We start from the raw sequence: 26728 nt of genomic DNA, 5'->3' as shown, positions 1-26728 counted from the left end.
TCAGCCCTATTTGATCAAAATTTCATCAATGAAAACGTAGGAATTTTCTCCTTCGCTTAAATGCCCTTTGGGTAATTTTCCGAATTGGTAGGCTTTTACCTTAATGTAATTGGCCTTTACCTTTTTAACTTTGGAAGAAATCATCTGAACAAAAATCTCATCGTTTAAAGGTTCCACTTCAAATTCTACGGTATCAAATAATTGATAAGTTTTTCCTTTGTCATTTGAAATCATCACTTCCCATTTGCGAGGCATTAAAATCCAAGAACGAGAATCTTGGACAAAGGTTGACGAAACTTGAGAAATCTCTGGGGTCCCTTTTAAATCGATGATGGCTTCAAAATCAACTCCAAAATATCCTTGCCAATCGCCCTTTTTCCAATTCGCCGTTCCATGAACTCCGTCCAATAAAATATCAGGTCCGCCTCCATGGTAATGTGGCAAATATTCGCTTAATAATTCGATGGAATAATCGTTTGGTTTTTTGATAAAAAGTCCTTGTACTTCTTTGCTTTTCTTCTCTCCTCTTTGTGCATAAGCCTTTATGAATGAAGTTTCTTTGATCTGAAATGGTTTTTTGTACATCTGGAATTCGGCATGATCGATCGAATAATAAAACTGAACGTCTTTTTCGGTCGATTTGATTTCGATGGTTTGCTGATCTTTAAATGATTTCGATCCAACAAAATTTGGGACAATTACAATATCATCAATGGTTGGCAAATGATTTCCAGAAAGATTGAAAAAATGATTAAGGTTTCGGAAGTATTTTCGTTGACCTAATTGATATTCCTTTTTCCTAATAATTTCAGAAGTACCATTTTCATAATTGATTTTCACCTCATCAAAATAAGGTTCTGTCGTTGCCCATTCTATTTGCCCTGGCGTAACAGAATAAATTCCCAAGGCACTTAAAATATACCAAGCGCTCATCTGTCCGCAATCTTCGTTTCCAATCAAACCATCGGGAGAATTTTTGTAGAAATTGTCCATGATGAATTTGACTTTTTCGTTGGTCTTTTCAAATTTCCCAATCGAATTATACAAATACGCGACATGATGACTTGGTTCGTTTCCATGCGCATATTGACCAATTAATCCCGTAATATCAACCTGATGACGACCTGCCATTTTTGAACTCATGGTAAACAATTGATCCAAAGATTTCTCAAATTCTAGCTTGCCTCCGTGAGCTTCAATCAATCCCGGAATATCATGCGGAACGAAAAAGGAATACTGCCAAGAATTACCTTCTGTATAATTGTTGTTGACTTCTGTTCCATCAAAAGGTTCTTCCCAGGAACTATTCTTTTTGGGACGCATCAATTTGGTTTCTGCGTCATATAGATTTTTCCAATTCTGAGATCGCTCCATGAAATACTGATAATCTTGTGGTTTGTTCAGAATTTTCGCCATTTGCGCAATGCACCAATCATCATAAGCATATTCCAAAGTTTTGGAAACGCTCTCATGTTCGTCATCAATCGAAATAAAACCATTTCGTTTATAGGCATCCAACCCAAAAATATCGAGCATTGCACTATTTTTTGCTGCTTCGAATGCTTTCTCATAATCAAAACCTTTGATTCCTTTTGCCATCGCGTCAGCCATGACCGAAACCGAATGATACCCAATCATGCAATCGGTTTCGTTGGACGCCAATTCCCATACTGGCAATCGCCCTCCTTGTTCGTATTGTTTGATAAAGGTATTGATATAGTCAACTGTACGTTTTTGGTCAATCAAGGTATACAAAGGATGCGCTGCTCGAAATGTATCCCAAAGTGAAAAAACAGTATAATAGTCAAATCCAGGATTTTCATGAACTTTGAAGTCACGACCCATGTATTTGCCATCTAAATCTTGCGCGATATTGGGCTGAATCATGGTATGATATAAGGCTGTATAGAAAATCGTCAATTTATCCTTGTCGTTTGATTTTACTTCGATTTTGGACAATTCTTTGTTCCAAGCTGATTCCGCTTCTTGTTTCACTTTGGAAAAATCCCAATGTGGAATTTCGGTTGCATTTAATTTCGCACCTTCATAGCTTGTGAATGACAAAGAAACTTTTGCTAAAATTTCATCTCCTTTATTTACTTTTTTAGAAATGATCAAACCAGTATGTTTGGATGTTGGGTTTGTTTCGATTTTACTGAATTCCATCGGTTGATTGAATTCAATACGTGACCAAATTTGTTGATTGGTCGCCCATGCATGGCTTTTCCGATAGACTTCTAAGGTTCTATCGTTGATGATTCGAATTTCGCCTTCCAATAATTTATCACGATGATTTAAATCCAATAGGATGTTTGCCTTTCCTGCTTGATGGAATTGATATTTATGAAATCCAACTCGAGTGGACGTCGTTAATTCCACATCAATCTTATATTTATCCAAATGCACCGCATAAAATCCTGCCGAAGCCTTTTCATTTTGGTGGGAAAAACTTGAGGAATACACTTTTGGATCAAAAGAAGTAATGCCCATAGTCGGCATAATCATAATATCACCATAGTCTGAAACTCCTGTTCCATTTAAGTGCGTATGCGAGAATCCGTAAATAATAGAATCAGAATAATGATAACCGCTACATCCGTCCCAACTACCATCAATTCTCGTATCGGGAGACAATTGTACCATTCCAAACGGCATGGTTGGACCTGGATAGGTATGCCCATGACCACCTGTTCCGATGAAGTGATTGACATATTGATGATAGTTTTGAGCATTTAAAAAAAACGAAATGAATAGGATTGTAAGCAGTAGAAAATTCCTCATGGCGAATCAAATATGCCCAAATTTAGGAATTAACAACTTAATTTTCGCATCCAAATATATAGGTCTTCTTCTGTTGGAATTTGTAGCTTCTTTCGTAAATTATATTTTCGAGTTTGAACTGTTCTTGGTGAAGTAAATGTGAATTTTGCAATTTCTTTGGTTGTGAAATTCAAATAAATATACGCACACAAGGTCAATTCAGACGGATGAAGATTGGGCTGAATCTCCAGTAAGCTTCTCATAAATTCTGGATAAATATCTTGAAATCTAGCAAGGAAACCTGGACTATTTTCTTTGGCAAGTTCAATTAAATCTTCAAATTGCCAGTTTTTATCCTCATCAGATTTGGCAATTTCAATTTTTGCCAATTTGGAATTTTCATTTTTTAATATGGCTTCAGCTGAATCTTTGGATTCATTTTTCAATTTGGAAATACGTGGTTTCAAGAATTTGAAGAAATAAATCAGATAAATTGAAATCAGAATGATAATACCAAGAATACTGTATTGCGCGATTTTTAAAATTCCAAGTTTTTGATCTCGATCTTTTTCAACCGATTTCAGTTCGGTTTGAATGACTTGAAATTTATTATCATTTAGCAATTTTTCAATTTCCAAGCTTTTCACCTTGTAGGTACGCGCCATTTCTTCCTCACCTATACTCTCAAAATACTCAACTATTTTGGTGTACAATTCTGGCAATGGAGCTAAATTTTTTAATTCTTCTAAATGTTCAGCAGCACGTTTATATAAAAGTATAGCTGAATCTTTTTTATTTTGTTTGAATAAAAAATCTGCCCAATATTGATCATTGAAATTGGTATAATGAATTTGATTTTCTTTGGCGAAATCATCTGATAATTGAAAATAATACGAGGCAGAATCGACTTCGTTTAGATTGCTAAAATAATTTCCTAAAAATGTATACAAACTCGTTTGGGAAGTTTTTGCGTAGGTGGCTTCTACATTTTTAAGTAAATATTTATTGGCATTCATGTATTGATACGCTGAATCCAATTTGTTGAGCATATTGTAGGTAACATACAGATTTTCATTGATCAGCACCTCCAAATATTTTTTCTCATCTTGGGTTCTTTTGGTAGAAGGAATGATTTTCAATCCTTTTTTGAGCTGAACGACTGCTTTGTCATACAATTCTAAATTGCCATAAATCCTTCCTTTTATTCGGTGAATTTCATACTGGAGAAATTGATCTTTCGCCATTTGATTCTTATTTTCTGAAAGATTCAAAAAATCCATCGCCTTGTTATAATTACTCAATAAGGATTGAGCTTGCCCCATTTGGAAATAAGACCATGCAATACCATTTTGGTAGTTTATTCTTTGACTTAAATTCAAAGATTCTTCCGCAAAAGAAAAGGATTTATCAAATTTCAAATTATTGGAAGCAACTCTTGAAGAATCAAGAAGATTATCAATTTCATCCAAAGATTTTTTGCTTGTTTGCGCTACTCCAAAAATATGACAACAAAGAAATATAAGACTGACAACAACCCTTAAATAATAACTCATCTCAATAAGATTAAATCGATAAATGCAGGTAATCGATTGTTAGTAGAAAGATAGGCAATATTAAGGAATTTTTATAGCAAGAACATTATCTTATGCTAACAAAAATAGATGTCAATTGACATCTATTTTTCTCACTACACTATACAATTGGCTATTGCCAGTAATTCCAAACTTCACCATCAAAAACCACCAATGATTTCGTAGTTATATCATATAAAATAGTTCCAGCCCTTGGAGATTTCACATGAAGATGTGGATCTACGACTTTTGGCAGAATTAAGGCTTGATTTTTTGACTCCAATACCAAAATTCCTTCTGGAACTGGACTTTCTTCTGAATTTGTCCCGATTACAACTCCTTCTCCAACTTCTTCCGATAAATTCGGCTGAAAACCAGTCGTTAAATTTTGTCCATTTTCTTGAACCGCCTCAATCGTTCCTATTTCACTCAAAGGTTTCCATTGATTTTTTTCAAATACCATCACTTTTAACTTATCGGCATGGTTTTGATCATTATTAAAAACGAATGTTCCATTGGCTGGATTTTCGGGCATATCGGAAACAATTGGAAGCAATATCCCTTTGTTTTCTCCACTTGAAAAATCTAGAATTCCTGCTCCTTCCACTTCAGCTTTCCCAATAGCCAATTGACCAAAACTGAACGTTATACTTGTTATAAAGATGAATATACTGATGCTATTTTTCATAGTTACGAATTATAAAGTCACACATTTGTTGATACATTTCCAATTGATACCGTTGAATAATTTGATGCATTCATCTTGAATATCATACACCAACATTCCTTCCACAAGATTTTCTGGAGCTATGGAGTCTGTATTGGTAGGCTCAAAACTTACATGCTCAACACGCGTAATCACGAAACCTTTGTTTGCTGATTCCAAGGCGATGAATCCATTGGGTTCAGATTGAGGCCAATTGGATTTTACACTTTTATAGGTATTGATTCCAACTGTCGTGAATCCATCTGGCGTACCGCCTGTAGGTCGTCGTGTACATAGATTTGGAGTTTCCTCCGCTTCGCAATTTGAGGATAAATTCAATGTAGCAGAACAACTACCATTGGCTTCACAATCAAATACAACATTGGCCAATTCAGCTGTTGATGACTGCCCAGTAGCGTCGACATAGATAGGATTATTGGCAAAAATTTGCGATGGATTTTGATTGGTCGATTTCAGATGAAAACCTGGCTGATATTTCGTAAAGTTTAAATTTGGACCAACCTTGGCGCCGTTTGGATTGATAGCATTAACAATTTGGAAATATCCTAATTTATCAGAATGAGAAGGTCCCGACATTTGCATTCCATTGGGTTGAATGGTAGTAATTTTCATTAACCCATGATTGAGTAAAGTTCCATTTGAACTTCCATTGATTGTTCCCAAGGAAGTAAGTGTGCCATAATTTTCCAAACGGCTTGTTCCAGTTAAGTCCATTTGTCCTGTACCATGATTGAATTCACCAGAATTGACAATTTTCCCTCCACCTAAATTAAATCCTGTATTGGCATTGATAACACCACAATTGATATAGGTACTTGTGGAATTATTGTTATAACTATTTGAAATATTGATATCACCAAAATTTTCAAAAACTGTCGTTCCATTGATGTTGATATTGGCGCGGATATCAAGTTCTCCATTGGATGAATTCTCGATTTCATTGATGGATTGATTGTTCAAAAATCCTAACACATTGGTAATGATTTTCCCGTTGTTGTAAATGTTTGATTGCAAGCCATTAAATTCAATATCAGAAGGATTGGTTTCAGTTCCCACAACCAATTTTCCTGTAGAACGAACTGTCAATAAAAGATTGGATTTGAAATTGGGTTTTTGCCCAAATCGTAGATTTCCAACCACATCAAGATTTAAAAAATGGTTTGAATTGGTGTTGAAATTGTTTTGGATCGTTAAGGTAGCTCCTTCAGCAATACAAATACGAACATTGTTGCCAACCGTTACATCATTCCAGGTAACATTGGAGGTGATGCATACTTTTGCATCTGCTGGAATATTATTGCCGTTCGTTGGATTGGTCATTGTACATTCGAAGCATTGAGCTTTCAAATGAGCCATAGCCATAAAGGTTAAAATGAACCATACACTAACATGGAAAAAACTTCTCATTTATTTTTTACATTAAGTTGAATTAATAGGATCAATTTTTAATAATCAGTTTTTTTATTTTGTAAATTGACCCGGTTTTGAGGTGTTGGTGTTGGGAGATAGCTTCTGAAAAAGTTGAATGTTTACATCAATTTTGAAAAAGTTTGGGTGAGTAATTAAATTGCTTCATTGTAGATTGAGATTTATATAGTTTTATAAATAAAATATTCCATCATTGCCATTTTAAACTTTACATTTTATTGCCATTTTTATAAATATGTAAATTCTGAATAATTGCCTAAACAATTGTGTTTTTGGAATTTGAGTGTGCAAAGAAAGGCTGATTTTTCATGTATACAAAAAATACCCATACGTATCCGATACAACTATTTTAAAAACAAAACAAAAACCTCAAAATCACCACATTAAACTCATTTCCACTGCAGTAAAAAACTATTCAAATTCATGAAAGAAGGAAGCCATAAGTATGAAATAAGTATCGAAATACTATTTTTTTACAGCAATTTCGTAGGCACTGAATTGTTTTATTCATGAATAAGATAAATTACCATTTCGATAACTTAAAAATTGTCCGATTTTCTTCATGATTTTCGAAAGAATACACGATCTAAAAATCTACATTTGCATGAAAATAATATCGATCCAATGAAAACAGCATTGATTACGGGAGCCACATCTGGAATTGGAAAAGCAACTGCCAAAATCCTAGCCAAAGAATATCGATTGATTTTATGCGGTAGAAGGTCCGACCGCTTAGAGGAAATCAAATCCGAATTAACTCCTTTCACCGAAGTGTTAACTTTGAACTTTGATGTACGAGATAAAGAAGCGGTTTTTAAGGCTATAACTAATTTGCCAGACAATTGGAATCAACTTGATGTTTTGATTAACAATGCAGGGAACGCACATGGTTTGGCTTCATTTCAAGACGCCGAACTCGAAGATCTAGAAAATATGATCGATGGAAATGTGAAAGGCATAATTTATGTGACCAAAGCTGTTTTGCCTTACATGATTCCACAAAATTCGGGTCATATTGTCAACCTATCGTCCATCGCAGGAAAACAAGTCTATACAAACGGAACAACCTATTGTGCGTCAAAATGGGCAGTAGAAGCCCTAAGCAAAGGCATGCGTTTGGATTTACTACCATTGGGTATTAAAGTAACCAATGTCGCTCCAGGAGCCGTCGAAACGGAATTCTCTTTGGTTCGATTCAAAGGAGATGAAGAAAAATCTGCCAATGTCTATGCAGGATTTGAACCTTTACAAGCGGAAGACATCGCTCAATCCATCTATTTTGCGATTTCTCAACCCGACCATGTTCAAATTGGTGATATTACCATTACACCTAAGGCCCAAGCCGATGGAACCACTATTTTGCGAAATTTATCAAAATAATCGAAATTTCAATCCAACTAAATGATACCTTTACTTAAACCCATCACTATGAAAACGTTTAAGCATTTCGCTATTTTACTCTTAATCTTTACAACAATATTGTCTTGTAGTGATGATGATTCGAACTCACCAGAAACCGAACCATTAGAAGCAAAAGTAATGCTCAACGTTTCCTACGGAACGCATCCACAGGAAGTTTATGATCTCTACTTGCCCGCTGGAAGAAGTTCTCAATCAACGAAAGTCATCTTGTTGATTCATGGCGGCGGATGGACAAGTGGAGATAAGTCTGATATGAATTTTCTGGTTACCCAATTGCAATCGACACATCCAGAATATGCCATTGTCAATGTGAATTATGTTTTGGCCAATGACAATCATTACGCATTTCCTCATCAATTTTTGGATATCAAAGAAGTGGTTGAAAAATTGACCCATGAAAAGGAAATCTTGCAAATCAAACCAGAGTTTGGATTGGCTGGAACGAGTGCTGGAGCGCATCTTGCTATGATGTTTGACAGTGTGTACGATACCCAAAATCAAGTTAAATTTGTCATCGATATAGTCGGACCGACCAATTTTTATGATCCCTTTTATAGTAGTAATTTTCCACTTGGCGGAATTTTATGGAATTTGGTGGACCAATCGGCTTATCCAGCCAATACCGATTACCTATATGTCCTAAGTCCCATTTTTCATGTTGGAAATCAAACGGCGCCAACCGCAATGTTTTATGGAACAGATGATCCATTGGTTCCTTCAACCAATGCCGTGGATTACGAAACGAAATTAAATCAACAAGGAATTTCCAATACTTTACGAATTTATCCTGGTGGACATGGAAATGATTGGAGTCAGGCGAATTATGCCGAAGCTTGGATGATTTTCGGACAATATATTGATACGTATTTACCTTAGTTTTGCTAAGATCGCTTGATTAATTCGTTTAATTAAACTTGGACCTTCATAAATAAATCCGGTATACAATTGAATCAAAGAGGCTCCTGCTTCTAATTTTTCAAGAGCATCTTCGGGAGAATGAATTCCTCCTACTCCAATAATTGGAAAGGATTTCCCACTTTTTTCGGATAGAAATCGGATTACTTCTGTTGAGCGTTTTGTCAAAGGTTTTCCACTCAAACCGCCCATTTCTTTTTGGTTGTCCGATTCTAAATTTTCACGAGAAATCGTTGTATTGGTCGCGATAACACCGGCAATTTTGGTGACTTGAACGATTTCAATAATGTCCAGCAATTGTTCATCGGTCAAATCGGGAGCGATTTTTAAGAGAATCGGTTTTGCTTCTGGTTTTTTAGCATTTCTTGCTTGCAAGGAATTCAACAAATCCATCAAAGGTTGTTTTTCTTGCAGTTCGCGAAGATTGGGTGTATTGGGACTGCTGACATTGACAACGAAATAATCGACTACGCTATACAAGGCATCGAAACAAATTTCGTAATCCAAAATTGCGTCTTCATTGGGCGTGATTTTGTTTTTCCCAATGTTCCCTCCGATTAAAACGTTTTTGTTCTTACGCAAACGTTTGGCGGCTTCCCAAGCTCCATGGTTGTTAAAACCCATACGATTGATCAAGGCTTTGTCTTTTGGCAAACGAAACAACCTTGGCAAATCATTTCCAGGTTGTGGTTTGGGTGTAACGGTTCCAATTTCTATGAAACCAAATCCGAGGTTGGACAATTCTTTGTACAATTTAGCGTCTTTGTCAAATCCGGCGGCAAGACCCACTGGATTAGGGAATTTTAGTCCGAAAACTTCTGTTTCCAATCGTTTGTCTTGCACTTGAAATTGAGCTCTCAATATGGACGAAACAAATGGAATTTTCTGGGAAATCTTTAAAAATCGGAAACTAAAATGGTGAATCTTTTCAGGGTCGAATGAAAATAAGATCGGACGAATGAGCGATTTGTACATTTTGTAGAATTCTGTGGGACAAAAGTAAGGAAAAAAAGAACTTTGAGTTTGAGGTTTCAGGTTTAAAGTTTCAGGTTTAAAGTTTCAGGTTTAAAGTTAAACAGTTGATAAAAACGGTCAACGTTAATTAGGCATAAACAACTTCCCACTTCCTACTTCCTACTTCCTACTTCCTACTTCCTACTTCCTACTTCCAACTCCCCACCCAAAATAGCCCCGATGGCTGTGGACATCCTTTTTTGTAGGGCGAGATTTTTTGTGGCAGAAAAAGAGTGGAAAGATAGTGAACTCCTTTTCCTGACGGACAAAAAACGAAGAAATGCAAAAAAGATGGGAACGAACAGCGGGTTGAGCTCTTGAAAATGTGATTTATTGGTTGGTAAATCGTAATTTTGCGCCATATTTTTTGAATTCATGAAGATACTTCCCTATAAAAATTTGTTCATCGGGATTACCGAAACCTTACACAATGTGTTTTTTGAAAACAAATATGCCGACCGAGAGTTGGAGAAAATGTTGAAATCAAACCGCAAATGGGGTAGCAAAGATCGCGCTTTTATTGCCGAAACTGTTTACGATACCGTTCGTTGGAAACGCATGATCGAGGCTTCGATGGGCAAAGAAGTCGCACCCGATAATTTGTGGGAATTTGTGGGAACTTGGTTTGTATTGGAAGATGAAAAATTGCCTTTTTGGGATGAGTTCAAAAAAATAAGTGCCAAGGATGTTTTGAAACGAAATCACGCCGCAACCGACGGAAATTTCGCCATCAGAGAATCGATGCCTCAATGGATGTATGATTTAGGATTGAAGGAATTGGGGAAAAATCAATGGCACCAAGAGGTGGAAACGATGAACTTACCTGCTCCAACGGTCATCAGAACCAATACGTTGAAAACCGATCGTAAGGCTTTGCAAAAGAATTTGAAAGATCAAGGTTTCTTGACCGAGGTCTTATCAAAATATCCGGATGCATTGGAAATGGCTGACAAAGCCAATATTTTCAAAACCGATGCTTTTCAAGCGGGATTGTTTGAAGTTCAAGATGCGGGATCTCAGTTGATTGCGCCTTATTTAAACGTTCAACCGGGAATGCGCGTGATTGATGCTTGTGCAGGGGCTGGAGGAAAAACCTTGCATCTTGCAGCAATGATGCAAAATAAAGGTCAGATTTATGCCTTGGATATCCACGAGTGGAAATTACAAGAATTGAAAAAACGTGCGAAACGTGCGGGTGCTCAGAATATTCAGACGAAAGTCATCGACTCGACCAAAGTAATCAAGAAGATGGAAGGAACAGCAGATCGTGTATTGATCGATGCTCCTTGTAGTGGGTTGGGGGTATTGAGCCGAAATCCTGACTCGAAATGGAAATTGACGCCGGAATTTATTGAAGACATTAAAAAGATTCAAGCAGAAATTTTGGATAGCTATTCGAAAATGGTGAAAAACGGTGGTGCATTGGTTTATGCGACTTGTTCCATATTGCCAAGCGAGAATCAAAACCAAGTTCAAGCGTTTTTGGCCAATCATCCTGAATTCAAATTGGTTAGAGAAAAACAATTATTTCCTTCTCAAACAGGTTATGATGGATTTTATATGGCGTATTTAGAGAAAAATTAAGTATCTTTATAAGGCAAAAACGAAAAATTTAGCCTTATGAAACAATTTTTATTTTCTCTTTTATTTAGTTTTTTTGGCCTTGTCGTAGCGCAAGATTATTCTCCAATGATTCAATCGGACAATGAATGGAAATTTCATTCTGTAATGCCCGATATGGACTCAGGAGATTTTTATTACAAAGATTATCACGTAAGATTTACGGACAATACAATTACCTTAAATGATAAATTATATTGGGAATTGGAAATACGTTCAAGAGATCGAATTAACGATATAGCTACCTCAGATTGGACAGATTGGGCGGATGCAGGCATTTTATTAAGTGAAAACATAGATGAAAAGAAAGTCTATGTCTATTACGAAGAAGGTTTTGCCCAGCATTCTTTGGGTGAATTTCTATTATATGATTTCAATCTAGGAATAGGAGACACCGTTAATTTACTAGGATTTGTGGACGGCGACACTTCTGAGCCCGTTACTATAACTAATATAACAAACGAATCAATTTATGGTGTGGAAAATGTGAAAACTTATCATTTTGAAGAAATGACTGGTTTTAATTTTCGTATTTATGAGGGAATTGGCAACACAATGGGCTTATTCACTGCAACTGTAATGCAAGATTTTGGTTGGGAATTAACAGATTTTGGAAAGAATTTAAGTCAAGGCGAAGTTTCCTCAATAATCTCAAAAGTCTATCCAAATCCTTTTACTACTCAAATTCAAATTGATAGTCAAAAACCCATCAAACAATTGGAATTGTATGATATGACGGGGAAATTGATTCAATCCAAAACGACTTTGGCTGAATTAAATTCCAATGTAAATTCCTTGAAATCGGGTATTTATTTGTTAACCATTACCTATTCAAACAACTCAAAAGAAACCTTTAAACTGATGAAAAAATAAGTACATTTGTGCTTATGCAAGAGGTAGAAAATCTTTTTTTGGAGATTAGCAAAGCGATTGACGAACGTGATTTATCGGGCGCTAAACTTTTGTTGGAAGAATTGCTTTCCATCGATCCTGGATATGGTCGAGCGCATAATCATTTGGGCTGGATCTATGAAACCAAAATCAAAGATTTCCAAAAAGCCCAACGTCATTATGAATTGGCGATTAAATTTTGCCAAGGAACTTATCCGGTCGTTTATGTAAATTATGGCTATTTGTTGATTGAATTTGGACATTTGGAAGAAGCTGAAAAAGTTATAGCTGAAGGCTTAACCGTTGATGGTGCAGACAAAGCAACTTTGTATTATCAGAAAGCAAAAATTGCTGAGCATCGTAAGGATTATATCAAAGCCTATAAAACCTATTTAGAAGCAAAAAATCTGAACTTTAACAAGGATTTTCATGGATTATTGCTCAATGAAATTGGACGCGTTCAAATGAAAATGAATTTTTGGCAAAAAAATTTCAAATGGCTTTTTTAATCACCACACCAAAACTTTCATGCAAAATTAAGGATACAACTGGAATTGAGTGTCCTGGTTGTGGCATCCAAAGAAGTTTTGAATTATTGATCAACGGACATTTTGTCGAATCATTCAAAATGTATCCTGCACTTCTACCCTTACTTTTCACTTTAGGAATTCTTGCCTATCATACCTTTAGAGGAAACCTAAAAACATTGGCTATTTTGAAATATTCCTTTATCATTTCGGTTGCCATTATGCTTATATCTTACATTTTAAAATTTATCTAACTATGAACGAATTCGAAGAATTTAATTCCAATCAGAAACTACCCAATGATCCGCTTGCGTTAATTTTGGGAATTGGCTCGATAATTTTCTCTTTATTGGGTTGTTGTTGCGGCGCATTTACGGCTGTACCAGGATTTTTAATCGGTATTATAGGCTGGTTGATGGCGTCCAAAGCTTTAAAGGAATATTCCAATAACCCAAACTATTACAATTTAACATCTTACAACAATACCAAAACGGCGAAAATCCTTGCGATAATTGGTACTATTCTAGGATTAATACTAGGAATCTTTACCGTATTATGGTTTGTAGGTGTCATGGCGCAACCAGAAATTTTGGAAGAAATGCGTTCAACAATTGAACAAATGCAACAAAATTCATAAGGAAACGCTCCATCCTATTGATTATATGATGAATGTTTTCTTTGGTATCACAAAGAATTCTTAACTTTAGACAAACAAAGTACACGCAAAATGAGATATCATACGTTAGGGGAAATACCTCAAAAAAGACACGTGGTATTTAAAGATGAAAATGGAAAACACCGTTATGAACAATTATTTGGAACGGAAGGTTTCAGTGGCGTTTCTTCTTTATTATATCACATCCATCGACCAACTCAAATGATGAAATTTGGAGAACCAATTGATGTTACTCCAGTTGCAGCGATTGAAAAAAATATTACACCACGATTGGTTCAAGGGTTCAAAGCCAAACTAACCGATGATTTTTTGGAGGCAAGAACTCCTTTATTTTTTAACAATGACTTGATCATGGGTGTGGCTGCGCCTAGAAAATCCATGACCGATTATTTTTACAAAAATGGTCAATGCGATGAAATGTTGTTCATTCACGAAGGTTCTGGAACCTTGAAAACCTTTTTGGGTGACATCAAATTTGAATATGGAGATTACCTTATCATTCCTCGAGGAACCATTTACCAAATGGAATTTGATACCGAAAACAATCGTTTGTTTTTCATGGAATCATTTTCGCCAATCGAAACCCCAAGAAGGTACCGTAACAAATACGGACAATTATTGGAGCATTCACCTTTCTGTGAACGTGACATGAAAATGCCTCAATACAAAGCTCCAGTGGATGAACAAGGAGAGTTTTTAATCAAAGTCAAAAAAGCGGGAATGATTCATCCGATCACCTACGCAACACATCCTTTTGATGTCGTAGGTTGGGACGGATATTTCTATCCGTACGGATTCTCTATCCACGATTTTGAACCGATTACGGGAAGAATTCACCAACCGCCTCCAGTACATCAAAATTTCGAAGGAAACAATTATGTTGTTTGTTCGTTTGTCCCTAGATTGTATGATTACCATCCTGATGCAGTTCCAGCTCCTTACAACCATAGCAACATTGACTCAGAAGAAGTATTGTACTATGTAGATGGCGATTTCATGAGCCGTAATCACATTGAAAAAGGATATTTCACGCTTCATCCAGGAGGAATTCCACACGGCCCTCATCCAGGAGCAATGGAAAGAAGTATTGGCCAAAAAGAAACTGGTGAATTGGCTTTAATGGTCGATCCATTTCATCCGTTAAAAATGACACAAGCAGCGGTTGATTTAGAGGATGATAGCTATAAAACCAGTTGGCTGGAATAAGAAATAGAACATAGAGAATAGAATATAGAAAAATCCCGTTTTGCGGGATTTTTTTGTTTCCGGTGGCTGAGGCTCTCGAAGCCACATTGCATTAATTCATTGATTTCCAATCTAAATTTAAAAAATCCTCATTTATAAGGATTGTCTTCCTTTGCTACTGCCGATAATTTTGTCATCAATAAAAATCAAATAAATTCAAGATGAAAAAATTATTAATTCTATTATTTGCCGGATTATACTTTATGGCGTGTACAAGTACAGATGATGACGGTGGAATGCCGGAAGAACAGGAAGAACCGGTTGCGTATTGTGATGTAATTGAAGTTTCGGGAACCATCAATGAACCTACGGTTTGGGAAGAAGGTTTTGTGTATGTAATTGACGGATCTGATTTATCTGTGCGCTCTGTTCTGACCATTGAGCCGGGTGCGATTATAAAAATCAGAAATGCAAGTATCCGCATATATGAAGAAGGAAAAATTCTGGCAGAAGGAACCGCTGACAAACGTATTGTTTTCACTTCTCTGGCCGATGACCGTTATTGTGGGGACACAAATGGCGATGGAAATTTCACCCAAGCAGAAAAAGGGGATTGGATCGAATTGGACCTTCACGGAACGATTGCTTCGGTTTTCAAATATGTGGACATTTTTTATGCTGGCCAGCCTAGTGGCGGAAACAGTCATGCAGTATTTATCGATTGGGCTCAGTCTGTTTCCTTTACTTTTGACAATTGTAGAATCGCCCATACCTTCTATCAGCCAGGTAGCAGTTCCTATGCTTTCTATGGAAGTTCTTCTATGCAGGATGCAAGCGTAAGTAAATTCACCAATAATGCACTCTATGATAATGGAAGACCTATTTACTTTAATACTTTCTACCAACTAAATCCAAGCAACATCTTCCATAATCCTGAAAATCCGACTATGACCAATTCACATAATGGTATTTTCCTGAGCATATGGGGTTCTGATGGCAATAATGGTCAATCTGTAAACTGGGACAATACAGAAGTTCCTTATGTTTCCAATTCTCCGTCTGTCACACAAGTACACTCCTCTGCGAGTATTAACATCAAACCCGGTGTCATAGTAAAGTTCATCAATCCCGGAAGTGGCATTCAGTCTTACCTTGGAAATGTAAGTTTAGATCCAACTGCTATTTTGACTTCTTATAAAGACGATACTCATGGTGGCGACACCAACGGAGATGGCAATATCACAACCCCCGCCACAGGTGATTGGGAAGGTTTCCGATATACGGACGGTGGTACAGGTTCTTATTGGATAAACGGACCAAATATTTTGTATGCTGCTAATTAATTAGTGTTTTATAGCAAGAGCGCAAAGTCCTCATGCGCTCTTGTTTTTTCTAAATCAAATTAAAAAATTATATTCTTATGAAAAAATCATTTGTCATTTTATGCTCTCTATTATTTTCAATTTTTTATACAGAAACAAAAGCACAAGCTTTTCAAAAGGGAACGACTGCCATCAATGCCGGGGTCGGTGTAGGAACCGCTTTGGGCGGATACGGAAAAGTAAGGCCTGCTATCAGTTTGTCGGCAGACCATGGAATCTGGGAAGTCGGCGGACCGGGCGTGGTAAGTTTGGGGGGATATTTAGGTACGACCGGTTATAAATATTCCGATTCAAGTTATAATGCCAAATGGAATTATATCATCGTCGGGGTTCGCGGGGCTTATCATTACAACGGATTTGAAAACCTTCCCGATTTGGATTTGTATGCCGGAGCAATGGTCGGATATAACATTGTCAAATATTCATCAGATTTAGACGAAGATTATTTCGGAAAAAGCTATGGCAGTGGCGTCGGAGTAAGCGGTTTCGCGGGAGCCCGTTGGTTTTTCACCGATATGTTCGGCGTTTATGCAGAACTGGGTTATGGTGTTTCTGTACTAAATGCTGGCTTAACTTTTAAATTCTGATGAATCTTTAAATCACAGGGACATATGGGTTTGTGTCCTTGTTTTTTGATTATATTTGATGAACATCCTAAATCTTTCAGCGCAATATATCATTAATTTCAAAACATCTGATTTGAAAAACTTATACTTATTGATCATTTCCTTATGCTATCTGAATTCATTTTCTCAGGAAAATTCAAAGATTGACAGTTTGAAAATCCTGATTGAAAAGGAGAAAAATGTCGAAAAAAAAACCGATCATTTTTATGAATTAGGCGATTTATTTGAAGAATCAAATTCTGATTCGGCGCTGCATTATTATACCGTTGCCAGGGATTTTGCAAAGAAAAATAAATTTGGTTTAGGCGAGGCACGCTATGCCAGCTATGTTATTATGATTCTGAATAAGCAGGGCGAGTTTAAAGAAGCACTGAGATTGGCAGAAGAATCAGCTGAAAAATATAAGAAACTAAATAGTCCCAAAAACCTTAGCATCGCATATCTTAATATTGGGAATCAGTGGCAATATTTGTCAGATTTCATGGCAGCTTCGGATTATTACCTAAAAGCTAAAAATATAGCTGATTCTTTACAGGATAAAATTACGCAACGTACTGTAAATAACAATCTTGGTTCTGTTTTTACAGAAATGAGGCAATACGAAAAAGCAAAAGAATATTCAATTCAAGCATTAAAATTATCAAAAGAAAACAAAGATCCATGGACTTCCCTTTCGCCATTATATAATCTGGCTATCAATGCAAAATATCACAAAAAATATGACGAAGCCATTGACTACATAAATCAGTTCGAAAAAATAGCCAAAGAATTGGGTAGCGAATACGACATCGTTGACGGTTATTTGGCCAAAGGAAATTTTTTGGGAAAAACAAAATTATCCGAAGGCATTTCTTATTTAAACAAAGCGTTGCAAAAATCAAAGGAACTGAATTTCCCTGAAAGCGAGATGTATGGTTACCTTTATTTGGCAGAAATTTATATTGAACATAAAAAATACAAAAACGCCATTGAAAACATTGAATTAGGAATTCCGATTGCAGAAAGACTCGAAACCAAATACGAACTGGCTGATTTCCACAAAAAAGCATCTGAAACTTATGAAAAATTAGGTGATTTTGAAAGAGCACTGACTCATAACCGACAATATGAAAAACTGCATTCTGAAATTCAATTGGACGAAAATAAAAAACAACTCATCGCATTTGAAGCCAAATACCAATTCAAACAAAAAGAAGCTGAAATCCGAACTTTAAATGCAGAAAAACAAGCCCAAACTTTAAAAATCCGTCAGAAAAATTTTCTCAATTTCGCACTTGCAGCCATTCTTTTAGCAGCTGGAATCATTGGATTTTTGGTTTATAAAAATTATAAAAACAGACAAAAATTACAAACGCAAAGAATACATGAACTCGAAACGGAAAAACAACTTTCAGCCACCCGGGCATTATTACAAGGCCAGGAAGATGAAAGAAGCCGAATGGCAAAAGAGCTTCACGACGGATTGGGCGGACTGCTCAGCGGTGTAAAACTTAATCTAAATAACATGCACAAAAAATTAATCATTACAGAAGAAGACGGTGCTGCTTTTGAAAAATCGGTTCATTTACTGGACGAATCCATCAGCGAATTGCGGCGGGTTGCACATAACCTGATGCCGGAAAGCATCCTGAAATTCGGTCTAAACGGAGCCATTGGAGAATTCCTACAAAGCATTCAGAACGAAAACCTGAAAATCATTTATCAATCTTATCACATAGAAAACGGACTCGGAAAGCAACTCGATATTTCGGTTTACAGAATCATTCAGGAACTGGTCAACAACTCCATCAAACATTCGGACGCATCTGAAATCCTGGTTCAGGTAAGAAAAGATGAAAATTTAGTAATCATTGAAGTGGAAGACAACGGAAAAGGATTTGATCCTCAATCGATTGAAAAAGAAACCGGAATGGGACTGACGGGAATTCGTTCAAGAGTAGATTATTGGAAAGGAAAACTCGAGATTGATTCTGAAAATTCCGGAACGGCTGTGCACATAGAAATCCCGGTTTGATATGTAATTTAAAAAAATTGCAGATGAAAATACTCATAATTGAAGACCATCAGGTAGTGGCAGAAGGAATTTCCATTATGCTCAATGAATTGAATTATGTAGAAAAAGTAGAACATGTTATGGAAGGCAAGGCAGGACTTGGATTTCTGGAACAAAATCCCGATACCGACATTATTTTGCTTGACATCAACCTGCCCGACGGAAACGGAATTGAGTTTTGCAACGACATCCGCCATCAATTTCCTAAAGTGGGAATCATCGCGCTTAGTACTTTTAACCAGGCAGGCATCATCCAAAAAATGTTGGAAAACGGTGCGGATTCTTATCTTTTGAAAAACACAAGCTCAGACGAATTGATTGAAACCATTGAAAAAGTTTCGTCGGGGAAAAAGTTTCTACCAGCATCCATCCGGAAAATTTTGAGCAATAACATTCCAACAACTTCCAAGACTCCGGTTTTCACCAAACGAGAAAAGGAAGTTTTGGCACTTATTGCCGAAGGACTGACCAATCAGGAAATCGCTGATCAATTATTTATCAGTCAGCTCACGGTCATCAGCCACCGAAAAAGTTTATTGGAAAAAACGGAGTCCAAAAACACTGCTCAACTCATTAAATATTGTTTTGAGTTTGGGTTGTTGTAGTCCATAAAAAAACCTCAGCGGTTTCCCCTGAGGTTTCTATCTAATATGGAATTGATTTTCTGAATTAATCTCTTCCGCGCATCGCAATCATCACGAAATAAAGCAATTGAGCCAAAGACCCCAAAGCCGCTACCAAATAGGTTCTAGCCGCCCATTTCAATGATTCCTGTGCGCCCGCATATTCGTTTGGCAATACCATATTTCGTTCTTTCATCCAAGCCAAGGCTCTATTACTTGCATCGTATTCTACTGGTAAGGTCACAAAAGCGAAAGCAGTAGTTACCGCAAATAAGGCAATTCCAATCCACAATACGGTTGAAATACCAGAAGAAGCATACAATACAATTCCTCCCATCAAAACCCATTGCAACAAATTACTCGAAATACTTACCATTGGAACCATTTTAGAACGCATTTCCAACCAGGAATAGCCCTTGGCATGCTGAACTGCGTGACCTACTTCGTGGGCTGCCACCGCTGCGGCGGCTGCATTTCTTTCGTGATAAACCACTTCAGAAAGGTTAACGGTTTTGTTGGCAGGATTATAATGGTCAGTTAATTGTCCTGGTGTGGAAATCACTTTTACGTCATGAATTCCGTTGTCACTCAACATTTTCTCGGCAATTTCCTTACCACTCATACCGTTTGCCAAATGAACTTTTGAGTAATGTTTGAATTTGCTTTTCAACTGATAACTGATGTACATACTCAAAAGCATCGGCACACCTACAACAATCAAATAGATTGGATCCATAGTTTTTCGATTTATTTATTTTAATTTAAATTTTACTTCTTTGTAAATTTCCACTCCATCAATTTCAAAAATTATTCCATCTTTTCTTTTGTCAGTCTTAGGTGGCGTGAAATTTTGGATGATTTTGGACTGAACAGGAAAATAGGCATCAACAACATAATTTCCTTGATTATTTTTATCTATATTTTCTAACTTGAATTTGAATCGATTAAGAATGATATGACTAATTTGGGTATTGGGTGGCATCTGATATTCCATATTCACCAAAAATCCTTTGTCAAATTCGTCATAGGATTTCTCGGAATAAGTGGCTGACAAAATTTCATAGCCCAGAATACTTTGAGAAGATTGACAATTCCAATTCAATAGCAAACAGAAAAAACCGAAAATTTTTAAAAATTTCATACCTTTAAATTACCATCCTGAAAACAACTGAATTTAAAAATACAACAAAATTCTACGTTATGAAATCTAAATTTTACCAAATACTCTTTTTGAGCATTCTTATGGTGGGAATCTATTCTTGTACGAATGATGACGATGGACTTCCCAATTCCAAATCGGAAAAGGATTTTGTCTGGAAAGCTATGAATTTATGGTACTATTGGCAGACCGAAGTAGAAGATTTAGCAGATGATCGTTTTCAGTCGGAATCGGATTATCAATCCTTTTTAAATTCCTTTCAAACACAAGAATTATTTCAGCACCTTTTGTATGATTATGGTAATACCGACCGTTTTTCATGGATTGTTAGCGATTATCGAACGCTTCAAAATCAGTTTGCAGGAATCAACAAAACTTTTGGAATGGATTATGGTTTGGTGATTCAAAACACCAATTCCAATTCAGTTTTTGGATATGTACAGTATGTTTTACCCAATTCGCCAGCTGCTCAAGCAGGATTTTCTCGTGGTGATATTTTTACTAGAATCAACGGAACTGCCTTGACGACTTCCAACTATGCAAGTTTGCTTGGGAATTCGACAGCGAGTTTTCGTTTGGCCTATTTTCAAAATGGAGAATTAATCGAAACCAATGAAGAAAAAACATTAACCAGAACTGAGCTACAAGAAAATCCTATTTACCTAACCAAAGTAATTGAAATTTCGGGACAAAAAATTGGGTATTTGGTCTACAATGGATTTCGTGCCAATTACAATGATGAATTGAACCAAGCCATTATGGAATTGGAATCTCAAGGAATTAGCGATTTGATTTTGGATCTTCGTTACAACGGTGGTGGTTCTGTCCAAACTGCGACTTATTTGGGTTCGATGATTACGGGACAATTTACCAATCAAGCTTTTTCCAGTTTACATTATAACCATAAAATGGATCAGAATAATGAAACCTATCGATTTGCCGATATTGCGAAATGGTATGACAATAATTTGAATCCAATTGGAACATTCCCGATGGAAAAATTAAATTTAAATCGAGTTTTCATATTGACAACAGGAAATTCTGCTTCGGCAAGTGAAATGTTAATTTCTTGTTTGGAACCTTATATCGATGTGGTGACGATTGGAACGAAAACCTATGGAAAAACAGTTGGTTCCATCACTTTGTATGATTCTCCTTCTACGTATTTCACCCAAGACAACAACCTAAATCCAAATCATACCATTGCTATGCAACCTATTGTATTTGCCTACAAAAATTCGCAAAATCAATCAGGGCCGACTCATGGAATTTCACCAATGTATGAAGTGAATGAATTGCATTATTTAGAAAACTTACCAGAATTGGGCGAATTAAACGAACCACTATTGGCGACAGCATTGAATCAAATACTTGGACCAGTTGCACCGATCCTATCCCCTTCAACCATCCAAACCTCAAAAATTGGGTCGTCTCAGAGCCTGAATCGCTTTGGAACGGAAATGTATTTGGACAAAGGAATAATTTTACAACCTTAGTTCCTATATTTGCCGCGTATATGGAAATTCAAATCAAAGAAATATTTTCTAGAACGGAATTACGCGAATTCGCTAAATTCCCACTTCGCTTGTACCAAAACAATCCTTATTTCGTTCCGCCATTGGTGGCTGAGGAAATCAATAATTTGGACACTTCCAAAAATCCAGCTTTCAAACATGCGAAAGCAAGGTACTTTCTGGCGTATAAAAATGGACAAATTGTAGGAAGAATTGCGGCAATTATCAACAATATCGAAGTAAATCAATTACAAGATAAAAAAATCCGTTTTGGGCATTTCGATGTAATTGATGATATCGAAGTTTCCAAAGCACTATTTGCCAAAGTAGCTGAAATTGGAAAAGAAAATGGTTTGACCTATATGGAAGGCCCGATGGGTGCAACCAATTTAGAATTTGCAGGGATGCTTACCTATGGATTTGACCGAATTGCAACAGCTATCGGACCGTATAATTACGAATATTATCCGCAACACATGGAAGCTTTGGGATTTGAAAAGCAGAAAGAATGGGTGGAAAATTTCATGACGGCTCCTGAAACCATTTCAGACAAAATTTTTGACTTTGCGAAATTGGTAGCGGAACGATACAAATTAAATGTCATTCATTTCAAAAATTCGAGTGAGCTTCAGCCCTACATCAAACCTGTTTTTGATTTACTTGAAGAATCTTACAAAGATTTGGAAACTTTTGTTCCAATTACTGAAGAACAGAAAGCATTTTATGCTAAAAAATATTCGACCATTTTAAATCCAGATTTCATCACATTCATTGAAGATGAACATAAGAATTTGATCGCTTTTGCCATTACCATGCCTTCCTTTGCCAAAGCACTTCAAAAAGCAAAAGGTCGCTTTTTCCCATTTGGCTGGTATCATTTGTTGAAAGCGCAAAAGAAAAATGACACAGTTGAATTTGTCTTGATTGGCGTTCATCCTTCTTATCAGAGAAAAGGCGTTACGGCGATTATTTTCAAAGAAATGTATGAAACTTTCCGTAAGCACAACATCAAGTTTTTGGAAACCAATCCAGAATTGGAAGATAACCAAAGTGTGCAAATGCTATGGAAAGATTACAACCCTATCCTTCATAAACGCAGAAAAACATTTAAGAAAGCTATTTAATCCTAAACATCTTATTTTTTTAAATCAAATCAGAAAATGAAAAAAACAACACTTTATCTTTTTGTCGGAGTATTCATGATGAACTGGGCATGTAAAAATGAAAATACCACTCAAATTGAAGAAGAAAAAACAGAAGTTGTCGTAAATGAAGGCGAAAAAAATGAAAATGAATTTGATTTAACGTCCATCCCCGTTTCAAATCATGAATTGGGAAAATTTCCATATTTCTCACTTCCTGAAAATCTAAAAAATCAGAACAATCCCATTGAAAAAGAATTCGAAACCTTATATATTCCCATTGATGGAAAATTTCAACCAATTGATGGAAAAGTTTGGAAATCCAATATTGTAGCTGACAATACATCTGGTTCTACTTGGAGTTTGCCTTTATTTTATAAAAATTACGACGCCATTCTAACGGAAGTTGGAGGAGTTAAAATCTTTGATGGAAAGCTAGACGCCGAACAATTGAAATACTTATCTGATAATGCTACTTATTTGGGAGAAGATGGTTCAATTGATTATTGGAACGAGCCAGTAAAAGTTTATGTAATCAGACGTGAAAATGGAGATGATATTTTTGTTCAGATTAGTGGAAATTCAGCTTCAGGAAAAATTCAAATTTTACAAAAAGAAGCTTTTAAATCTACGATCTCTTTGCTAAATGCAGATGAAATTGAAAAAGCTTTGACCGAACAAGGTAAAGTTACCTTGCACATCAATTTTGACACAGATAAAGCAAGTTTGAAAAAGGATGGAATCATTGCCGTAAATGAAATTATGGCTGCTTTAAAAAATGAACCAAACTTGAACATTGAAATCAATGGCTATACGGACAACACTGGGACAGCTGAACATAATTTAAATTTATCCAAACAACGAGCAGAAACCGTAAAAAATGAGTTAATCAAAAACGGAATCGCTGAAAATCGTTTAAAATCCAATGGCTTCGGTCAAGAAAATCCTATAGCGGATAATACAACTGATTCTGGAAAAGCCCAAAACAGACGTGTTGAGCTTGTCAAATTTTAATATCCGACTAAACTCTGGATATCTTCTGTAAAATGGCTTAATTTCTCTTTACCGTTTAGGAAAGTTAAGTCTGCAATAAAACTGAATTGTGTGACAACTCCGCCACATTTTTCAATCAATTTTGCAGAAGCTTCTGCGGTACCACCGGTTGCCAAAACATCATCGTGAATCAAAGCGCGCATTCCTTTTTGGATGTATTGAGGCTGAACCTCAATCGTTGCGCTACCGTATTCCAATTCATAAGATTCGGCAATCGTTGGAGGCGGTAATTTTCCTTGTTTACGAATCAAGACAAAGGGTAGGTTTAATTTTTGAGCAATTTGAATTCCAAATAGAAAACCTCGACTTTCAATTCCACAAACCACATCAATTTTCCCACGGCTAAATTCTGCAAACGCATCTACAATTTCGGCACATAAAGCAGGATTTTGAAACAAAGAAGTGATGTCTTTGTATTGAATACCTTCTTGTGGAAAATCGGCTACTCGTGCAATGTTCTCATCGATTCTTTGACTTAAATCGCTCATTTTTATATTCTTAAATTAAATTTCGTCTAAAACAGTTAATAGGATATCGCAACCTTCTTTGATTTCATCTTTGGAAATGGTCAAGGGTGGCGTGATGCGTAGATTTTGAATGCTATACATCAACCAAAACAAGATCAAACCTCTTTCCATGCACTTCGCAGCAACTTCTAAGGAATACTCTGCCGATTCGAGTTCGGGAGCCAACATCAAACCTCTTCCAGCAATGGTTTTGATTTTCGGATGAACCAATAATTCACGGAATAATTGTTCTTTTTCGTCAATTTCTTTCATCCAAGGACCTTCCAACAATTCTTCCAAAGTTGCCAAAGCAGCTGCAGCTACAAGTGGATTCCCTCCAAAAGTGGTAATATGCCCCAAACTTGGGTTATGTGATAAACAATCCATAATTTCGGCAGATGCAGTAAAGGCGCCAATTGGCATCCCTCCTGCCATACCTTTCCCCATTACCAAAACATCGGGAACCATATTATAATGCTCAAAGGCAAATAATTTTCCGGTACGGCCAAATCCTGGTTGAATTTCGTCCAAAATCAATAAAGCGCCCACTTCCTCACAACGTTGTTTCAACTTCTTCAAATAGTTATTTTGAGGCAATCGAAAGCCCGATGCTCCTTGAATGGATTCCAAAACAACTCCTGCAGTTTTGGATGAAATTTTGGCTAAATCCTCTTCGGAATTGAAATCAATAAAGTGAATGTTGGGCAATAAAGGTCTAAAAGCACGTTTTTTTTCTTCACGACCAGCCAAACTCAATGAACCATGGGTGTTTCCATGATAGGCATTTCTGCAAGCAATGATTTCTTCACGACCTGTATAGCGTTTGGCTAACTTCATAGAAGCTTCGATTGCTTCCGTTCCTGAATTCACCAAATAGGTAGTATTCAAAGGATTTGGTAATACTTCTGCCAATAATTTACACAATTGAACAGGTTTGTCTTGTGCATATTCACCATATACCATAACATGCAAATGGCGATCTGCTTGTTCTTTTATGGCATTGATAATTCTTGGAAACGAATGTCCCAAGGTATTGGCAGATACTCCCGCGGCAAAGTCTAAATAAGCTTTTCCATTTTTCCCATACACATAAGATCCTTTTGCGTAGTCGACTTCAAATCCCGATGCGAATGGGGTAGTTTTGGCTTGGTATTTAAAAAAATCTTCTTGAAGATTGGAAGTTTTCATTACAATATCAATAATAAAACAGCAGCTCCGGCAGCAGCATAAGCTCCAACCGTAAACAAATCAGAATAGGCTTTTGAGAATCTTCTTTCTTTCAACAATTCCTCATCGATTTGATTCTCATGAAATCTCAAGACACGATTGGGTTTGCGTAAAATATGCGAAACCAAGGTATCTCCTTCCCATTTGTCTGCTTGAATTTTGTATTCTTTTTCTTCAACCGTTATTTTATAGTATTTGTTGGGTTGAATTTTTTGTTTCAATCCTGCACCAGCTGGAAGGGCAACCTTTGGTTCTGGATCACGTGATACTTTTCCAGTATTGATTGGATTGGGATCACGGCCCAATGTCATTTTAGGAGTTCCGGCAGATTCACCTTCTATCTCAGAGGTGGTTCTACCTGGAATATTGTTATTGGCTGTAGGAGACTGATTTCTATTGGCCTCTTCTGCCTTGATTCTTTGTTTTTCTTCCTCGGTTATTTCACCCTTATCCAAAGGAGTATTTTTGGAAGAAGCTGAAAGATTTCCTGTGGGTTGCTTTGTATCACGAACACTAATGCCTGCTTTTGATGCAGATTTTTGATTCGGATCACCTTGCGCAATTTCTTCTTTTACTGAATAAGGTTTGTAGATATAACAGCTACTCAAAATAAAAACCAAAGGCAAAAAGAAATAGTTTAATTTTTTCATATTCAATTGTGAATGTTTCGTCTTATATTTTCCAAAAGGTAAAAATACTAATCTATA

The 26728-nt window shown here is 36.4% G+C and carries 25 protein-coding genes; 15 read left to right on the top strand and 10 right to left on the bottom strand.

What is annotated here, in order from left to right; all coding sequences use genetic code 11:
- Positions 1-6: 6 nt before the first annotated feature.
- The 4 genes from ABID46_RS06285 to ABID46_RS06270 form a co-directional block, all read right to left on the bottom strand.
- Complete coding sequence (locus ABID46_RS06285; RefSeq protein ID WP_354508189.1) at positions 7-2781, bottom strand: GH92 family glycosyl hydrolase; 2775 nt, start codon at positions 2779-2781, stop codon at positions 7-9.
- A gap of 29 nt (positions 2782-2810) precedes the next feature.
- Entirely contained in the window at positions 2811-4313 is a 1503-nt protein-coding gene (locus ABID46_RS06280; RefSeq protein ID WP_354508187.1) for a hypothetical protein, read from the bottom strand.
- 151 nt (positions 4314-4464) lie between these two features.
- Positions 4465-5019, bottom strand: a complete 555-nt coding sequence (locus tag ABID46_RS06275; protein ID WP_354508185.1) for a phage tail-like protein — start codon at positions 5017-5019, stop codon at positions 4465-4467.
- A 9-nt stretch (positions 5020-5028) separates the two neighbouring features.
- Positions 5029-6465: a phage tail-like protein gene (locus ABID46_RS06270; protein ID WP_354508183.1), complete on the bottom strand. Its 1437-nt coding sequence runs from the start codon at positions 6463-6465 to the stop codon at positions 5029-5031.
- Positions 6466-7110: 645 nt separating this feature from the next.
- Between ABID46_RS06270 and ABID46_RS06265 the strand changes: the two genes are divergently transcribed.
- Both ABID46_RS06265 and ABID46_RS06260 read left to right on the top strand, forming a co-directional pair.
- Positions 7111-7866, top strand: coding sequence for an SDR family NAD(P)-dependent oxidoreductase (locus ABID46_RS06265; RefSeq protein ID WP_354508181.1), 756 nt, complete (start codon positions 7111-7113; stop codon positions 7864-7866).
- 48 nt (positions 7867-7914) lie between these two features.
- Positions 7915-8784: an alpha/beta hydrolase gene (locus ABID46_RS06260; protein ID WP_354508179.1), complete on the top strand. Its 870-nt coding sequence runs from the start codon at positions 7915-7917 to the stop codon at positions 8782-8784.
- Here ABID46_RS06260 and ABID46_RS06255 read toward each other — a convergent pair.
- Positions 8776-9798 carry a quinone-dependent dihydroorotate dehydrogenase gene (locus ABID46_RS06255; RefSeq protein ID WP_354508177.1) on the bottom strand — a complete coding sequence of 341 codons (1023 nt, stop codon included), beginning with the start codon at positions 9796-9798 and terminating at the stop codon, positions 8776-8778. The two genes, ABID46_RS06260 and ABID46_RS06255, sit on opposite strands and share 9 nt — an antisense overlap.
- A gap of 414 nt (positions 9799-10212) precedes the next feature.
- Here ABID46_RS06255 and ABID46_RS06250 point away from each other — a divergent pair, with 414 nt between their 5' ends.
- The 10 genes from ABID46_RS06250 (at position 10213) to ABID46_RS06205 (ending at position 19402) form a co-directional block, all read left to right on the top strand.
- The gene (locus tag ABID46_RS06250; protein WP_354508175.1) at positions 10213-11421 is read left to right on the top strand and encodes an RsmB/NOP family class I SAM-dependent RNA methyltransferase; all 1209 of its coding nucleotides are present in this window, start codon (positions 10213-10215) and stop codon (positions 11419-11421) included.
- A gap of 36 nt (positions 11422-11457) precedes the next feature.
- A complete protein-coding gene (locus tag ABID46_RS06245) occupies positions 11458-12330 on the top strand; it encodes a T9SS type A sorting domain-containing protein (protein WP_354508173.1) in 873 nt (290 codons plus the stop codon).
- A 38-nt stretch (positions 12331-12368) separates the two neighbouring features.
- Entirely contained in the window at positions 12369-12857 is a 489-nt protein-coding gene (locus ABID46_RS06240) for a tetratricopeptide repeat protein (protein WP_354508171.1), read from the top strand.
- On the top strand, positions 12845-13129 hold the full coding sequence (locus ABID46_RS06235) for a DUF2752 domain-containing protein (protein WP_354508169.1): 285 nt from the start codon (positions 12845-12847) through the stop codon (positions 13127-13129). Before ABID46_RS06240 ends, ABID46_RS06235 begins: the two co-directional genes overlap by 13 nt.
- Before the next feature lie 2 nt (positions 13130-13131).
- Complete coding sequence (locus tag ABID46_RS06230) at positions 13132-13512, top strand: CCC motif membrane protein (protein WP_354508167.1); 381 nt, start codon at positions 13132-13134, stop codon at positions 13510-13512.
- Between the two features lie 90 nt (positions 13513-13602).
- Positions 13603-14757 carry a homogentisate 1,2-dioxygenase gene (locus ABID46_RS06225; RefSeq protein WP_354508165.1) on the top strand — a complete coding sequence of 385 codons (1155 nt, stop codon included), beginning with the start codon at positions 13603-13605 and terminating at the stop codon, positions 14755-14757.
- A gap of 200 nt (positions 14758-14957) precedes the next feature.
- On the top strand, positions 14958-16079 hold the full coding sequence (locus tag ABID46_RS06220) for a hypothetical protein (protein ID WP_354508163.1): 1122 nt from the start codon (positions 14958-14960) through the stop codon (positions 16077-16079).
- Positions 16080-16156: 77 nt separating this feature from the next.
- On the top strand, positions 16157-16705 hold the full coding sequence (locus ABID46_RS06215) for a hypothetical protein (protein ID WP_354508161.1): 549 nt from the start codon (positions 16157-16159) through the stop codon (positions 16703-16705).
- Between the two features lie 190 nt (positions 16706-16895).
- The gene (locus tag ABID46_RS06210) at positions 16896-18758 is read left to right on the top strand and encodes a tetratricopeptide repeat-containing sensor histidine kinase (protein ID WP_354508159.1); all 1863 of its coding nucleotides are present in this window, start codon (positions 16896-16898) and stop codon (positions 18756-18758) included.
- 23 nt (positions 18759-18781) lie between these two features.
- Positions 18782-19402 carry a response regulator gene (locus ABID46_RS06205; protein WP_354508158.1) on the top strand — a complete coding sequence of 207 codons (621 nt, stop codon included), beginning with the start codon at positions 18782-18784 and terminating at the stop codon, positions 19400-19402.
- A gap of 64 nt (positions 19403-19466) precedes the next feature.
- Here ABID46_RS06205 and ABID46_RS06200 read toward each other — a convergent pair whose 3' ends face one another.
- Positions 19467-20156, bottom strand: a complete 690-nt coding sequence (locus ABID46_RS06200; protein ID WP_354508156.1) for a zinc metallopeptidase — start codon at positions 20154-20156, stop codon at positions 19467-19469.
- A gap of 15 nt (positions 20157-20171) precedes the next feature.
- Positions 20172-20561, bottom strand: coding sequence for a hypothetical protein (locus ABID46_RS06195; protein ID WP_354508154.1), 390 nt, complete (start codon positions 20559-20561; stop codon positions 20172-20174).
- A 59-nt stretch (positions 20562-20620) separates the two neighbouring features.
- Here ABID46_RS06195 and ABID46_RS06190 point away from each other — a divergent pair, with 59 nt between their 5' ends.
- From ABID46_RS06190 to ABID46_RS06180, 3 genes are read left to right on the top strand one after another with little or no spacing between them, the layout of a single operon-like run.
- On the top strand, positions 20621-22075 hold the full coding sequence (locus ABID46_RS06190) for a GFO_1087 family putative carboxy terminal peptidase (protein ID WP_354508152.1): 1455 nt from the start codon (positions 20621-20623) through the stop codon (positions 22073-22075).
- A 20-nt stretch (positions 22076-22095) separates the two neighbouring features.
- Positions 22096-23217, top strand: coding sequence for a GNAT family N-acetyltransferase (locus ABID46_RS06185; RefSeq protein ID WP_354508150.1), 1122 nt, complete (start codon positions 22096-22098; stop codon positions 23215-23217).
- Positions 23218-23253: 36 nt separating this feature from the next.
- Entirely contained in the window at positions 23254-24249 is a 996-nt protein-coding gene (locus ABID46_RS06180) for an OmpA family protein (RefSeq protein ID WP_354508148.1), read from the top strand.
- On the opposite strand, the gene ABID46_RS06175 is transcribed toward ABID46_RS06180, so the two are convergent.
- The 3 genes from ABID46_RS06175 to ABID46_RS06165 are packed head-to-tail and all read right to left on the bottom strand — an operon-like array spanning position 24246 to position 26671.
- On the bottom strand, positions 24246-24776 hold the full coding sequence (locus ABID46_RS06175; protein ID WP_354508146.1) for an adenine phosphoribosyltransferase: 531 nt from the start codon (positions 24774-24776) through the stop codon (positions 24246-24248). The two genes, ABID46_RS06180 and ABID46_RS06175, sit on opposite strands and share 4 nt — an antisense overlap.
- Positions 24777-24791: 15 nt before the next feature.
- Complete coding sequence (locus tag ABID46_RS06170; protein ID WP_354508145.1) at positions 24792-25982, bottom strand: aspartate aminotransferase family protein; 1191 nt, start codon at positions 25980-25982, stop codon at positions 24792-24794.
- Positions 25982-26671 (bottom strand): hypothetical protein, encoded by a 690-nt coding sequence (locus ABID46_RS06165; RefSeq protein ID WP_354508143.1) that lies wholly within the window; start codon positions 26669-26671, stop codon positions 25982-25984. The genes ABID46_RS06170 and ABID46_RS06165 overlap by 1 nt, the downstream gene beginning before the upstream one ends.
- Positions 26672-26728 lie beyond the last annotated feature (57 nt).

Origin of the sequence: Moheibacter stercoris (assembly GCF_040545805.1) — a bacterium.
Lineage (GTDB): Bacteria > Bacteroidota > Bacteroidia > Flavobacteriales > Weeksellaceae > Moheibacter > Moheibacter stercoris.
The sequence above is the reverse complement of the archived record's forward strand: the minus strand, read 5'-3'. Positions and strand labels throughout refer to the sequence as shown.

Excerpts from the sequence above, each read along its gene's own strand:
- ABID46_RS06195 (WP_354508154.1), bottom strand. The coding sequence starts at position 20,561 with ATGAAATTTTTAAAAATTTTCGGTTTTTTCTGTTTGCTATTGAATTGG.
- ABID46_RS06215 (WP_354508161.1), top strand. The coding sequence starts at position 16,157 with ATGAAAAAATCATTTGTCATTTTATGCTCTCTATTATTTTCAATTTTT.
- ABID46_RS06270 (WP_354508183.1), bottom strand. The coding sequence starts at position 6,465 with ATGAGAAGTTTTTTCCATGTTAGTGTATGGTTCATTTTAACCTTTATG.
- ABID46_RS06230 (WP_354508167.1), top strand. The coding sequence starts at position 13,132 with ATGAACGAATTCGAAGAATTTAATTCCAATCAGAAACTACCCAATGAT.
- ABID46_RS06220 (WP_354508163.1), top strand. The coding sequence starts at position 14,958 with ATGAAAAAATTATTAATTCTATTATTTGCCGGATTATACTTTATGGCG.
- ABID46_RS06255 (WP_354508177.1), bottom strand. The coding sequence starts at position 9,798 with ATGTACAAATCGCTCATTCGTCCGATCTTATTTTCATTCGACCCTGAA.
- ABID46_RS06205 (WP_354508158.1), top strand. The coding sequence starts at position 18,782 with ATGAAAATACTCATAATTGAAGACCATCAGGTAGTGGCAGAAGGAATT.
- ABID46_RS06185 (WP_354508150.1), top strand. The coding sequence starts at position 22,096 with ATGGAAATTCAAATCAAAGAAATATTTTCTAGAACGGAATTACGCGAA.
- ABID46_RS06265 (WP_354508181.1), top strand. The coding sequence starts at position 7,111 with ATGAAAACAGCATTGATTACGGGAGCCACATCTGGAATTGGAAAAGCA.
- ABID46_RS06260 (WP_354508179.1), top strand. The coding sequence starts at position 7,915 with ATGAAAACGTTTAAGCATTTCGCTATTTTACTCTTAATCTTTACAACA.
- ABID46_RS06190 (WP_354508152.1), top strand. The coding sequence starts at position 20,621 with ATGAAATCTAAATTTTACCAAATACTCTTTTTGAGCATTCTTATGGTG.
- ABID46_RS06175 (WP_354508146.1), bottom strand. The coding sequence starts at position 24,776 with ATGAGCGATTTAAGTCAAAGAATCGATGAGAACATTGCACGAGTAGCC.
- ABID46_RS06235 (WP_354508169.1), top strand. The coding sequence starts at position 12,845 with ATGGCTTTTTTAATCACCACACCAAAACTTTCATGCAAAATTAAGGAT.
- ABID46_RS06200 (WP_354508156.1), bottom strand. The coding sequence starts at position 20,156 with ATGGATCCAATCTATTTGATTGTTGTAGGTGTGCCGATGCTTTTGAGT.
- ABID46_RS06285 (WP_354508189.1), bottom strand. The coding sequence starts at position 2,781 with ATGAGGAATTTTCTACTGCTTACAATCCTATTCATTTCGTTTTTTTTA.
- ABID46_RS06280 (WP_354508187.1), bottom strand. The coding sequence starts at position 4,313 with ATGAGTTATTATTTAAGGGTTGTTGTCAGTCTTATATTTCTTTGTTGT.
- ABID46_RS06180 (WP_354508148.1), top strand. The coding sequence starts at position 23,254 with ATGAAAAAAACAACACTTTATCTTTTTGTCGGAGTATTCATGATGAAC.
- ABID46_RS06250 (WP_354508175.1), top strand. The coding sequence starts at position 10,213 with ATGAAGATACTTCCCTATAAAAATTTGTTCATCGGGATTACCGAAACC.
- ABID46_RS06245 (WP_354508173.1), top strand. The coding sequence starts at position 11,458 with ATGAAACAATTTTTATTTTCTCTTTTATTTAGTTTTTTTGGCCTTGTC.
- ABID46_RS06275 (WP_354508185.1), bottom strand. The coding sequence starts at position 5,019 with ATGAAAAATAGCATCAGTATATTCATCTTTATAACAAGTATAACGTTC.
- ABID46_RS06170 (WP_354508145.1), bottom strand. The coding sequence starts at position 25,982 with ATGAAAACTTCCAATCTTCAAGAAGATTTTTTTAAATACCAAGCCAAA.
- ABID46_RS06225 (WP_354508165.1), top strand. The coding sequence starts at position 13,603 with ATGAGATATCATACGTTAGGGGAAATACCTCAAAAAAGACACGTGGTA.
- ABID46_RS06165 (WP_354508143.1), bottom strand. The coding sequence starts at position 26,671 with ATGAAAAAATTAAACTATTTCTTTTTGCCTTTGGTTTTTATTTTGAGT.